11 protein-coding genes are annotated in these 11,880 nt (G+C 72.7%); 9 read left to right on the top strand and 2 right to left on the bottom strand.

Going from position 1 to position 11,880, the window contains the following annotated elements; all coding sequences use genetic code 11:
* Positions 1 to 54 precede the first annotated feature (54 nt).
* The 4 genes from ACH54P_RS03705 (at position 55) to ACH54P_RS03690 (ending at position 5,545) form a co-directional block, all read left to right on the top strand.
* Complete coding sequence (locus tag ACH54P_RS03705; RefSeq protein ID WP_489910904.1) at positions 55 to 1,065, top strand: LacI family DNA-binding transcriptional regulator; 1,011 nt, start codon at positions 55 to 57, stop codon at positions 1,063 to 1,065.
* A 29-nt stretch (positions 1,066 to 1,094) separates the two neighbouring features.
* On the top strand, positions 1,095 to 3,392 hold the full coding sequence (locus tag ACH54P_RS03700) for a beta-xylosidase/alpha-l-arabinosidase (RefSeq protein WP_489910903.1): 2,298 nt from the start codon (positions 1,095 to 1,097) through the stop codon (positions 3,390 to 3,392).
* Positions 3,389 to 4,615: an SGNH/GDSL hydrolase family protein gene (locus ACH54P_RS03695; RefSeq protein WP_489910902.1), complete on the top strand. Its 1,227-nt coding sequence runs from the start codon at positions 3,389 to 3,391 to the stop codon at positions 4,613 to 4,615. Before ACH54P_RS03700 ends, ACH54P_RS03695 begins: the two co-directional genes overlap by 4 nt.
* 249 nt (positions 4,616 to 4,864) lie before the next feature.
* Complete coding sequence (locus tag ACH54P_RS03690; RefSeq protein WP_489910901.1) at positions 4,865 to 5,545, top strand: Asp23/Gls24 family envelope stress response protein; 681 nt, start codon at positions 4,865 to 4,867, stop codon at positions 5,543 to 5,545.
* 44 nt (positions 5,546 to 5,589) lie between these two features.
* Here the strand turns inward: ACH54P_RS03690 and ACH54P_RS03685 are convergent, their stop codons facing one another.
* Both ACH54P_RS03685 and ACH54P_RS03680 read right to left on the bottom strand, forming a co-directional pair.
* Complete coding sequence (locus ACH54P_RS03685) at positions 5,590 to 6,150, bottom strand: dihydrofolate reductase family protein (protein WP_489910900.1); 561 nt, start codon at positions 6,148 to 6,150, stop codon at positions 5,590 to 5,592.
* A gap of 132 nt (positions 6,151 to 6,282) precedes the next feature.
* Positions 6,283 to 7,848, bottom strand: a complete 1,566-nt coding sequence (locus ACH54P_RS03680) for a phosphoenolpyruvate--protein phosphotransferase (RefSeq protein ID WP_489910899.1) — start codon at positions 7,846 to 7,848, stop codon at positions 6,283 to 6,285.
* Positions 7,849 to 7,951: 103 nt separating this feature from the next.
* Here ACH54P_RS03680 and ACH54P_RS03675 point away from each other — a divergent pair, with 103 nt between their 5' ends.
* From ACH54P_RS03675 to ACH54P_RS03655, 5 genes are read left to right on the top strand one after another with little or no spacing between them, the layout of a single operon-like run.
* The gene (locus ACH54P_RS03675) at positions 7,952 to 8,713 is read left to right on the top strand and encodes a DeoR/GlpR family DNA-binding transcription regulator (RefSeq protein WP_489910898.1); all 762 of its coding nucleotides are present in this window, start codon (positions 7,952 to 7,954) and stop codon (positions 8,711 to 8,713) included.
* A complete protein-coding gene (gene pfkB, locus ACH54P_RS03670) occupies positions 8,710 to 9,654 on the top strand; it encodes a 1-phosphofructokinase (protein ID WP_489910897.1) in 945 nt (314 codons plus the stop codon). Before ACH54P_RS03675 ends, pfkB begins: the two co-directional genes overlap by 4 nt.
* On the top strand, positions 9,651 to 10,103 hold the full coding sequence (locus ACH54P_RS03665; RefSeq protein WP_489910896.1) for a PTS sugar transporter subunit IIA: 453 nt from the start codon (positions 9,651 to 9,653) through the stop codon (positions 10,101 to 10,103). Before pfkB ends, ACH54P_RS03665 begins: the two co-directional genes overlap by 4 nt.
* Before the next feature lie 2 nt (positions 10,104 to 10,105).
* On the top strand, positions 10,106 to 11,554 hold the full coding sequence (locus ACH54P_RS03660) for a PTS fructose transporter subunit IIC (RefSeq protein ID WP_489910895.1): 1,449 nt from the start codon (positions 10,106 to 10,108) through the stop codon (positions 11,552 to 11,554).
* 11 nt (positions 11,555 to 11,565) lie between these two features.
* A complete protein-coding gene (locus ACH54P_RS03655; RefSeq protein ID WP_489910894.1) occupies positions 11,566 to 11,844 on the top strand; it encodes an HPr family phosphocarrier protein in 279 nt (92 codons plus the stop codon).
* Positions 11,845 to 11,880: the final 36 nt, after the last annotated feature.

The raw sequence follows: 11,880 nt of genomic DNA, 5'->3' as shown, positions 1-11,880 counted from the left end.
GCAAATCGGATGTCAATCGTTGTCGATAACGTTTTACATGGCTAGTCTGAGCCGATGCAGCCCAGTTCGAGGGTGACCATCCGTGACGTCGCGGCCCGCGCCGGCGTCTCGGTGGCCACGGTTTCCAAAGTCATCAACGAGCGCTACGGCGTCTCCGCCGCGACGCTCGCGCGTGTCCGTGCGGTGATCGAAGAACTCGGCTACGAGGCGAGCCTCGTGGCGCAGAGCCTGAGAAACCACCGCACGAACGTCATCGGCATCCTGGTCGCCGACCTCGAACCGTTCTCGACCGAGCTGCTCAAGGGAGCCGCGGACGCCATCCGCAGCAGCGGGTTCGAACTCGTCGTCTACTCCGCGGGCGGGCGCACCGGCGATCCGGTGGGCTGGGAGAAGCGCTACCTGTCCCGGCTGAGCGGCACCCTCGTCGACGGCGCCGTGCTGGTCACGCCCGCCGTCTCGCTGGAAGCCGTGCCGGGCACGCCGGTTGTCGCGGTCGACCCGCACACCGGGCCGTCGCACCTGCCGACCATCGACTCGGACAACCTGCGCGGCGCGCAGCTGGCCACCGAGCACCTGCTCGAGCTGGGGCACCGGCGGATCGCGTTCCTCTCCGGCCGCCCGGACCTCCAGTCGGCCGAACTGCGCAAGACCGGGTACCTGCGGGCCTTGGCGGCCGCCGGTGTCCCGGCCGACGAGAACCTGATCCGGATCGGCGCCTACGACCCGGAGATCTCCGCGGCCTCGGCCCACGACCTGCTGACCGGCCCGGACCGGCCGACCGCGGTGTTCGCCGCGAACGACATCTCGGCCATCGCGACCGTCGGCGCGGCCCGTGAGCTGGGCCTCTCGGTGCCCGACGACCTTTCGGTGGTGGGCTTCGACAACGTGCCCGAGTCCGCGCTCTGCCGCCCGCCACTGACCACAGTGGACCAGCCGATCCGCGAAATGGGCCACCGGGCGATCAGCATGCTCATCGCGCTGATCAACGGCGACGAGGTCGAGCGCACCCACGTCACGCTCGACACCGGCCTGGTGGTGCGGCACTCGACCCGCGCCCTCTCCTGATCTCCCCTCCTGACGAAGGGCGGAAAGCCTTGACCACGCAGCCCACCACGGCTCCGGAGCCGTGGCGCGACCCCGCGGCCGACCCCGCCGAGCGCGTCCGCGCCCTGATGGACCGGATGACCCTGCGCGAAAAGCTGGCCCAGCTCTACGGCGTGTGGGTCGGCATCGACTCCGGCGGCGAGATGGCGCCGCACCAGCACGACTTCGTCGACGCCTCGATCGACCTCGAAGACCTGGCCCGGCACGGCATCGGCCAGCTGACCCGCGCGTTCGGCACCCGGCCGGTCGACCCCGCGATCGGGGCGCGCACCCTCGCGCGCACCCAGCGGCAGATCGTCTCCAGCAGCCGGTTCGGCATTCCCGCCGTCGTCCACGAGGAGTGCCTGACCGGGCTCGCCGCGTGGCAGGCGACGATCTACCCCGCCCCGCTGTCCTGGGGCGCGACCTTCGACCCCGCCCTGGTGCGCCGGATGGGCGAACGGATCGGGTCGACGATGCGCGGGCTCGGCGTGCACCAGGGCCTCGCGCCGGTCCTCGACGTCGCGCGTGACCTGCGCTGGGGCCGCATCGAGGAGACCATCGGCGAAGACCCGTACCTGGTCGGCACGATCGGCAGCGCCTACGTCGCCGGGCTGGAGTCGGCCGGCATCATCGCGACGCTGAAGCACTTCGTCGGCTATTCGGCCTCGCGCGCCGGCCGCAACCTGGCCCCGGTTTCGGCCGGGCCGCGGGAAATCGCCGACGTCCTGCTCCCGCCGTTCGAGCTGGCGCTGCGCGCGGGCGCCCGGTCGGTGATGAACACCTACACCGACATCGACGGCGTCCCGGGTGCCGCCGACCCGACGCTGCTGACCGAACTGCTGCGCGACACCTACGGCTTCGACGGCACGGTCGTCTCCGACTACTTCTCGGTGGCGTTCCTGCACCGGCTGCACGGCGTCGCGGCCGACCGCGGCGACGCCGCCGGGCAGGCGCTGACCGCGGGCATCGACGTGGAGCTGCCCACCATGGACTGCTACGGCGAGCCGCTGCTCGCCGCGGTGGAAGGGGGTGCGGTCGACGCCGCCGCCGTCGACCGCGCCCTCGAACGCGTGCTGCGGCAGAAGTGCGAGCTGGGGCTGCTCGACGCGGACTGGGCGCCGGAGGTGCCGGAGGAGATCGACCTGGACGACGCCGGGTCCCGCGCGCTCGCGCGCGAGGTGGCCGAGCGCTCGATCGTCCTGCTGCACAACGACGGGACGCTGCCCCTCGCCCCGGACGCGAAGCTCGCCGTCGTCGGGCCGCGCGCGGACGCGGCCGGCGCGATGCTCGGCTGCTATTCGTTCCCGCTGCACGTCGGCGTCCACCACCCCGACGTCCCGTTCGGCGTCTCGGTGCCGACGGTGGTGGAGGCGCTGAGGTTGTCGTTCGACGTGACGTACGCGCTCGGCTGCCCGGTCACCGGCGGTGACGACGACGGGATCGCCGAAGCGGTGGCGGCGTGCGCGGACGCGTCCGTGTGCGTGGCCGTGCTGGGCGACCGCGCCGGGCTGTTCGGCGGCGGGACGTCCGGCGAAGGCTGCGACGCACCGGACCTGCGGCTGCCGGGCCGTCAGGAGGAACTGCTGGACGCCCTGCTGGACACGGGCAAGCCGGTGGTCCTGGTCCTGCTTTCCGGGCGGCCTTACGAACTTTCCCGGCAGCTCCCCCGCCTGGCCGCGGTGGTGTGCGGGTTCTACCCCGGCGAGGAAGGCGCTTCGGCGCTGGCCGGCGTCCTCAGTGGACGGATCAACCCGGCCGGCCGCCTGCCGGTGAGCTTCCCGGCGGCCGGCGCGAGCCAGCCGTCGACGTACCTCGCGGCGCCGCTGGGCCGGCGCAGCGAGGTGAGCACGGTCGATCCGTCGGCGCTGTTCCCCTTCGGGCACGGGCTGTCCTACGCCCCGGTGACGTGGCTGGACGTCAGCGCGACGGGTTCGCTGTGGCCGACCGACGGCGTGTGCCGGGTCCGGGTGACGCTGCGCAACGACCACCAGCGCGAGGCTTCCGAAGTCGTCCAGGTCTACCTGCACGACCCGGTGGCGGAGGTCGCCCGGCCCGAGCGCCAGCTCATCGCGGCGCGTCCGGTCACGCTGGCGCCCGGCGCCACGACCGTGGTGGAGATCGGGTTGCACGCGGACCTGACGTCCTACACCGGCCGCGCGGGCCGCCGCCTCGTCGAGCCCGGCGACGTCGAACTGCGGGTCGGGACGTCGAGCGAGCAGATCGTCACCACCCTGCACTGCACGCTGGCCGGGCCGCGCCGCTTCGTCGGCTTCGACCGGGTCCTCGCGCCGGAGTTCGGGTCATGAAGCGGGCCTCGGTCGTTTCGGTCCTCGTGCTGCTGACTGCCCTCTTCGTCGGCGCGTCGGGCCGTCCGCCGGCGTCGCACTGGGTCGCGACGTGGACGTCGATGCCGCAGCTGACCGAGCCGTCGAACATGCCGCCGGCGCCGTTCACGGGCACCGACCGGGTGCTCGACGACGCTTCGCTGCGCCAGACGGCGCAGGTGACGGCCGGCGGTCCCCGGATCCGTCTGCGGTTCTCCAACGCCTTCGGCGGGGCGCCGTTGCCCTTGACCGCGGTGTCGGTCGCACGTCCGGTTTCCGGGGCGGCCGGGGTTTCCGCCGTGGTCCCCGGCAGCGTGCTCCCGGTGACGTTCCACGGCAAGCCGTCGACCGTGGTCCCGCAGGGCGCGCAGGTGGTGTCGGATCCGCTGCCGTTCCCGGTGCGCTCCCTGGAGAACATCACGGTGACGGCGTACCTGGCGCACGGCCAGGCGTCGACGTCGATCACCTCCCACCCGGGTTCGCGCACGACGTCCTACCTGGTGCCGGGCAACCAGGTGGCCGCCGCCGATCTGCCGGGGGCGACCCCGGTGGACCACTGGTACTTCCTGAGCGGCATCGAGACGCTGTCCCCGGCGTCGGCGGTGGCGGTGATCGGCGACTCCATCTCCGACGGCCGCGGCTCGACGACGAACGGCAACGACCGCTGGCCGAACGTCCTGGCCGCCCGCCTGCACGGGGTGTCGGTCGTGAACCAGGCCGCGGGCGGCAACCGGGTCCTGCAGGACGGCCTGGGCCCGAACGTGCTGGCCCGCCTGGACCGCGACCTGCTGTCGACGAGCGGGGTGTCGTGGGCGATCGTGTTCGAAGGGGTCAACGACATCGGCACGGCGTCCCCGTCGGCCGCGGCCGACGTGGCTGCGCAGCTGATCGACGCGTACGACCAGATCCTGACGCGGGCCCACGCCCAGGACATCCGCGTCTACGGCGCGACCATCACGGCGTTCGGCGGCAACACGGGATACGACTCGCCGGAGCGGGAAGCGGCGCGGCAGCAGGTGAACGCGTGGATCCGGGAGCCGGGGCACTTCGACGCGCTGCTGGACTTCGACAAGGTGACCCGCGACCCGGCGGCGCCGTCCCGCCTGGCGCCCGCCTACGACGTCGGCGACCACCTGCACCTGAACCCGGCCGGCTACCGCGCTTTGGGCTCGAGTGTGCCGGCGGGTCTATTCCGGACCGGCTGAAAAGAAATGTCCCTCCGACAGAAAGTGGACAATTCCAGGACGCTATTTCCGGCGCGTCATCACTGATCGCCGAACCCGGCCTGACGGACCGTGATCACAGGTCCAGTCAACTCGGAGCGTGCCGGATGTCCGTTGGGACACAAGCGAGTCTCGAACCCGGGACCCGGTGATGCGGATCACGGTCTTCCCCTATCATGTCGCCGTCTGCTCGTCCCCATCCGCAGTCGACGCTCCCGAAAAGGGGAAAGAATGTCCGACGTCATGAACAGCATCTTCGGCCGCTCCCAGAACGAAACGCCCAGTTCAGCAGGGTACGGCTACAGCACCCCGGCCACCGAGACCGACACCACCGAGGCCGGGGCGCCCGACGAGACCACCGAGACGGAGGACGCGGTCGAAGCCGAGTCCGCCGAGACCGAAGCCGAGTCCGGCGAAGCGGGCGCGGAAGAGGACACCGGCGAGGCGGAAGGCGACGAGGTGCCGGTGGCCGCTGCTGAGCCCGCCGAAGTGGACGAGTCCGCCGAGGCCGACTCGCCTGTTTCGCCTGCCTCGCCCGTCGAGGCTGTCGCGCCGGCCGCGCCGGTCGCTCCGGTCGCGCGGGTCGCGTCCGAAGAGGCCGAGACCCGGCCCGCCGCGGGCACCCGCGGCAGCACGACGGTGGCCGACGGGGTGGTCACCAAGATCGTCGTCCGCGTCGCCCGCCAGGCCGAAGGCGTGCACGAACTCGACGAGGCCGGCACTTCGGTCGAGGTCGACGGCGAAGTCGCCACGATCGCCGTCACGCTGGTCGTCGAGTTCGGACGCGCGGTCAAGACGCTGGCCGAGCAGATCCGCACCGAGGTGATCGAAGCGGTCGAGCAGTACCTGGGCCTGGAGGTCGCGTCGGTGGACGTCCACGTGGCGGACATCCACTTCCCGGACGCGGACTGAGGCGCCGCTCGGTCTCGGGTGTCCGCACCCGGGACCGAGCGCGCTCAGCGGCGCAGGGCGTAGCGCAGGTGGAGCACGTCCCGCGCCGGCAGCTGCCGCACCAGCTCGAACTCGGCGGGAGCCACCCCGTCGAACAACCGGCGGCCGGCGCCGAGGAAGACCGGGACCAGGTGGATTTCCATCGCGTCCAGCAAACCCGCCGCCAGCAACGACTGCGCGGCACTCGCGCCGTGCACCATCACCCCGCGGTCACCCGCCGCCGCGCGCGCCTGTTCCACGCAAGCCACGACGTCCGTGAAGAACCGCGCACTACCCGGCGGCGTGTCGGCCGGATCCATGTGGTGGGTCAGCACGTGGATCGGGACGCCGTCGTGGTGGTCGCCGTTCCAGCGCCCCGCCAGTTCGAACGTCCGGCGCCCCGAAATCAGCGCTCCGGTTGCCAAGGCCTCGCTGAACACCTGCCCGCTGGGGCCATCGCCGAGGCGGTCGTCCAGCCAGTTGAACAGCCGCCCACCCCCACGCCCGAGCTCCTGCCCCGCCCGATCATCCGGGCCGGCGATGAAGCCGTCGAGCGACATGGACATGTACAAGATCACCTGGGACACGGGTCCTCCTCGGTAGCGGTCGCTTCACCACCGCGTCGAACGAACCCGGCCCGAATCGACACCCGCCTTCCCTTGCGGACTCATCGGAAGTCATCGGCGAACCGGACGGGAGGCCTCCGGCGCGCGACGTCGTCAGCGCGCCGCCGCCTGGCATGCTGCCAGGTCCACCGCACGCAATGCCGCGCCCACGCCCGCCAAGGCCACCGCGTTCATCGACAGCGACGTGATCCCCAATCCCGCCAGCACCGGCGCCAGCGACGGATCCGCCGCCGCCTCGCCGCAGACTCCCACCGGCTTGCCCGCTGAGATGGCCGCCGATGCCACCATGCCCACCAGGCGCAGCAATGCCGGCTGGTGCGGGTCGTTCAACGCGGCCACCGCGCCGAGCTGGCGGTCCGCCGCGAACACGTACTGCGCCAGGTCATTCGTCCCCAACGACACGAAGTCGACCTCCGCGAGGATCGAATCGGCGCACAACGCCGCCGCCGGGATTTCGATCATCACGCCCACCCGCTCGATCCCCGCCGCGCGGGCGCGGGCGGCGAACCAGGCCGCCTCCTCCGCCGTGGCCACCATCGGGGCCATCACCGACAGCTCGACGCCGGTGTCCGCGCCCGCCGCGGCGATCGCGGCCAGCTGGCGGTCCAGCAGGTCCGGCCGGTCGAACGCGATCCGCAAGCCGCGGACACCCAGCGCCGGGTTGGGTTCCGCGCCCATCGGCAGGAACGCCAGGGGCTTGTCGGATCCGGCGTCCAGCGTCCGGACCACGACCGGCTTCCCCTCGAACGGGGAAAGCACCGCGGCGTACGCGGCTCGTTGCGCGGACTCCGTCGGCTCCGAAGCCGCCGACAGGTAACAGAACTCCGTGCGGAACAGGCCGATCCCCTCGGCCCCGGCGGCCGCGGCGGCGCGGGCGTCCGCGGCGGAACCGACGTTGGCCAGCAGCTTCACGCGGTGACCGTCGGCGAGGCGGCCGACGCCGTCCCAGAAAGCGCGGGGCGTCCGGGCCGGTGCCCGCACCGTGCCGTCGGACGGCGAAACCGTCCCCGCCGAACCGTCGACGGCGAGCCCGGGACTCGAAAGGTCCAGGACTCCGGCGCACGCGACGACCGCCGGAATTCCCAGTGCCCGCGCCAGGATCGCGGTGTGGCTCGTCGGGCCGCCCTCCGACGTCACCAGCGCGAGCACGAAGTCCGGGTCGAGCCCGGCCGTGTCCGCCGGCGCGAGGTCGCGCGCCACCAGCACGCTCGGCGACGTCAGGTCGGGAACGCCCGGCGGGGTCACGCCCAGCAGGGAGGCGACGATCCGGTCCCGGACGTCGGCGACGTCCCGCGCCCGCTCGGCCAGGTAGCCGCCCGCGGCCCGCAACGCCGTCATGAACTCCCCCGCCGCTTCCCACACGGCGCGCGGCGCGGGCAGCGAACGCTCCGAAACCAGACGTTCCGCCGAGGCGATCAACGCCGGATCCGACGCCATCGCCGCGGTCGTCTCCAGGACCGATCGGGCATCACCGGACACGGAACGGGCACGATCGGACAACGTGGCCGCCACCGAAGCCGCCGCCGGCCCGATCTTGCCCGCTTCGGTCTCGAGATCGGCGGGAGCGGGCGAAGACGCGGGTTCGGGCAGGTCAGCGGCCATGACGACGCGGGGACCGTCGACCCGGCCAGGACTGACTCCGACTCCGGACAACTGCATGGCGGGACCTCCGGGAGCAAAGGATCTCGTAACTGGGGATTGACAGTACGGTAACAACGGACACAATCAAACGGCAACGGGCAAACATCGGAGAGGAACGGGCATGTACGCCGCCGAACGGCATCAGCTCCTGGCGCAACGCGCACGTCGCGACGGCCGCGTCGACGTCAACGACGTCGCGGCCGAACTCGGTGTCGCCCCCGAGACCATCCGCCGCGACCTGGGCGTCCTCGAACGCCAGGGCGTCGTCCGCCGCGTCTACGGCGGCGCGGTCGCCGTCGAGCGGCTCGACTTCGAACCCGAGGTCGCCCTGCGGGACCAGACCAACGCCGCCGAGAAGGACGCGATCGCCCGGGCCGCCCTGGACCTGGTGCCCGACCGCGGCTCGATCCTGCTCGACGCGGGCACCACGACCAGCAGGCTCGCGACCCTGCTGCCCGACGGCCGCGACCTGACGGTGATCACCAACTCGATCCCGGTCGCCTCGATCCTCGCCACCCGCCCGGGCGTCACCCTGCACATCCTCGGCGGCCGGGTCCGCGGGACGACGCTCGCCGCCGTCGAAGCGTGGACGCTGCACGCGCTCGACGGGCTGCTCGTCGACGTCGCCTTCCTCGGCGCCAACGGCTTTTCCGCCGAGCACGGCTGCACGACCCCGGACATGGCCGAGTCCGCGGTGAAGGCCGCCGTGGTCGCCGCCGCCCGCAAGCGGGTGCTGCTCGCCGACCACAGCAAGTACGGCACCGACCAGCTCAGCCGCTTCGCGCGGCTGGCCGAGATCGACGTGCTGGTCACCGACAGCGGCATCGACGCGGGCGCGGTCGCCGAACTCGAGGAAGCGGGCCCGGAGGTGGTGCTGGCGTGATCGTCACCGTGACCCCCAACCCGAGCCTCGACCGGACCGCGCGGCTGGCCGGCCTGCGCCGCGGCGAGGTCAACCGAGCCGAAGCCGTGCGGCTCGACCCCGGCGGCAAGGGCGTCAACGTCGCCCGCGCGCTGGCCGCCGCCGGGACCCCGACCGTCGCCCTGCTGCCCGCCGGCGGCCTCGTCGGCGAACGGCTGGCCGACCTGCTCGCCCCCGAAGGCGTCCCGGTCGTCGCCGTCCCGATCGCCGGGACCACCCGCAGCAACATCACGCTCGTCGAAGCCGACGGCACCACGACGAAGATCAACGAGCCCGGCCCGGAGATCTCCCCCGCCGAGCTGGCCACCCTCGAACGCCGCGCCGTCGAGCTGGCCGCGCGCGGCGAATGGCTGGTGTGCTGCGGAAGCCTCCCCGCCGGGGTGCCCGGCGACTTCTACGCGCGCCTCACGAAACTCGCCCACGACGCCGGGGCGAAGGTCGCCGTGGACTCCTCCGGCGCGCCGCTCGCCGCCGCGTGCGCGGGCGGGCCGGACCTGCTCAAACCCAACCTCGACGAGCTGACCGAGCTCGCCGGCCGGCCGCTGCCGCTGCTCGGCGACGTCGTCGCGTTCTGCCGCGAGCTGATCTCCGGCGGCGTCGGCAGCGTGCTCGTCAGCCTCGGCGCACGCGGCGCCGTGCTCGTCGAGGGAACCGAAACCCGCCACGCGCTCGGCCCGCTGGTCGCCGTGCGCAGCACCGTCGGCGCCGGAGACGCCGCACTCGCCGGGTTCCTCCACGCCGGAGGAACCGGCCCCCGAGCCCTGCGGACCGCGGTCGCCTACGGCACCGCCGCGGTCACGCAGGAGGGCAGCCGCATGCCCACCCCGCAGGACGTGCACCCGGACCAGGTGCGCGTGCTCGACGCCGACCCCACCTTCACCCTCAGCGGAGCCGCCGCATGACCACCCCAGACCTGATCACCGCCGACCTGGTCGACCTCGGCCTCGACGCCGCCGACAAGCAGTCCGCCGTCCGCGGGCTCGCGCGGCGGCTCGTCGACGCCGGGCGGGTGACCGACCTCGACCTCTTCCTCAAGGACGTCGCCGCCCGCGAGGAGCAGATGGCCACCGGGCTCGAAGGCGGCATCGGCATCCCGCACTGCCGCTCGGCCGCGGTCACCACGCCGACGCTGGCGTTCGGCCGCAGCGCCGCGGGCGTCGACTTCGGTGCCCCGGACGGCCCCGCGAAGCTGATCTTCCTCATCGCCGCCCCGGACGGCGGCGGCAGCGACCACCTCAAGGTCCTCGCCGCCCTCGCCCGCCGGCTCGTCCGGGCGGAGTTCAAGCAGACCCTGCTGGACGCCACCGACGCCGCCGCCGTCGCCGCGTACATCAGCCAGGAGGTGTCCTGACCATGAAGTTCGTCGCCATCACCGCCTGCCCCACCGGAATCGCCCACACGTACATGGCGGCCGAGTCCCTGGAGCAGACCGCCAAGGCCAACGGCGACACGATCGTCGTCGAAACCCAGGGCTCGGCCGGCTCGAGCCCGCTGTCCGCCGAGGACATCGCGAGCGCGGACGCGGTCATCTTCGCCGCCGACCTCGCCGTGCAGGGGCGGGACCGCTTCGCCGGCAAGCCGATCGTCGAGGCGCCGGTCAAGGCCGCGATCAACGACGCCGCCGGGCTGTTCGAACGCGCCAAGGCCGCGGCCCGCGAGCCCGCCCCCACGCAGGCCGCCCCGGAGCTCACTTCGAAGGTCGGCGCGAACGACAAGCCCGGCACCAAGATCCGGCAGTGGCTGATGACCGGCGTCAGCTACCTGATCCCGTTCGTCGCCGCGGGCGGGCTGCTCATCGCCCTCAGTTTCGCCCTCGGTGGCTACCGGATCGTCGACGCGCCGAAGGTGACCGAGCACTTCGACCCGGGTTCGGTCGCCGGCTGGGCCGCGCTGATGTTCCAGATCGGCAGTGCCGCGTTCGACTTCCTGGTGCCGGTGCTGGCCGGGTTCATCGCCTTCGCGATGGCCGACCGCCCCGCCATCGCCCCCGGTTTCGTGGGCGGCGCGATCGCCGTGACCGTCGGCGCCGGGTTCCTCGGCGGCCTCGTCGCCGGGCTCCTGGCCGGTGGCGTGGTGATGGCGTTGAAGAAGATCGAGGTGCCGAAGGCGGTGCGGGGCATCATGCCCGTGGTCGTCTACCCGCTGCTCGGGTCCATTGTGGTCGGGGTGCTGATGTACGTCGTGGTCGGCAAGCCGATCGCCGCCGCGACGACGGGCCTGACGAACTGGCTCAACAGCCTCAGCGGCGTCAGCGCGCTGCTGCTGGGCGCGCTGCTCGGCCTGATGATGGCCTTTGACATGGGCGGGCCGGTCAACAAGGCCGCGTACGCCTTCGCCGTCGGCGGCCTGACCACCGGCGCGACGGCGTCGCTGCAGATCATGGCCGCGGTGATGGCCGCCGGGATGGTGCCGCCGCTGGCACTGGCGCTGGCGTCGACCGTGCGCAAGAAGCTGTTCACCGAAGCCGAACGCGAGAACGGCCGCGCGGCCTGGCTGCTCGGCGCGTCGTTCATCACCGAGGGCGCGATCCCGTTCGCCGCGGCGGACCCGTTCCGGGTGATCCCGTCGATCATGCTCGGCTCGGCCGTGACGGGCTCGCTGTCGATGGCGTTCGGCGCGACACTGCGCGCCCCGCACGGCGGGATCTTCGTGCTCCCGCTGATCGGCAGCCCGCTGCTGTTCCTGGTGGCGCTGGTCGCCGGGACGCTGGTCGCCGCCGGGTCGGTGATCGCGCTCAAGCAGGTGCGCTTCCGTGCTGTGGAGCGCTCCGCCGCCGTCTCCGGCCAGCCCGTCAACGCGTGAAGGAGTCCACTGTGTACCAACGCCGCACGCTCGTCGCCAGCACGGTCGGACTGCACGCGCGCCCGGCGGGCCTGGTGGCTCGCACGGCCGCCGGGCAGCCCGCGAAGGTCCGGATCGCCAAGATCACCGGAGGAGTGGCCGGCGACCCGGTCGACGCCGCGAGCGTCCTCGGGTTGATGACCCTGGGCGCCGCTTTCGGCGACGAGGTGGAATTGACCGCCGAGGGCGACCAGGCCCGGACGTCGGTCGACGCCGTGGCCGAATTGATCGCCCAGGACCTGGACGCGTAGAAACTCGCAGCGGCCCCGGTGCGCCGATACCACCGG

The sequence above is a fragment of the Amycolatopsis sp. N2S4-7 genome (genome assembly GCF_058119595.1).
Note: the sequence above shows the minus strand (reverse complement) of the source record. Positions and strands in the feature narration are given on the sequence as shown.

What these genes read in the sequence shown, in the direction of transcription:
- ACH54P_RS03705 (WP_489910904.1), top strand. Translation starts at nt 55, where the DNA reads ATGCAGCCCAGTTCGAGGGTGACCATCCGTGACGTCGCGGCCCGCGCC.
- ACH54P_RS03695 (WP_489910902.1), top strand. Translation starts at nt 3,389, where the DNA reads ATGAAGCGGGCCTCGGTCGTTTCGGTCCTCGTGCTGCTGACTGCCCTC.
- ACH54P_RS03690 (WP_489910901.1), top strand. Translation starts at nt 4,865, where the DNA reads ATGTCCGACGTCATGAACAGCATCTTCGGCCGCTCCCAGAACGAAACG.
- ACH54P_RS03680 (WP_489910899.1), bottom strand. Translation starts at nt 7,848, where the DNA reads ATGCAGTTGTCCGGAGTCGGAGTCAGTCCTGGCCGGGTCGACGGTCCC.
- ACH54P_RS03675 (WP_489910898.1), top strand. Translation starts at nt 7,952, where the DNA reads ATGTACGCCGCCGAACGGCATCAGCTCCTGGCGCAACGCGCACGTCGC.
- ACH54P_RS03665 (WP_489910896.1), top strand. Translation starts at nt 9,651, where the DNA reads ATGACCACCCCAGACCTGATCACCGCCGACCTGGTCGACCTCGGCCTC.
- ACH54P_RS03660 (WP_489910895.1), top strand. Translation starts at nt 10,106, where the DNA reads ATGAAGTTCGTCGCCATCACCGCCTGCCCCACCGGAATCGCCCACACG.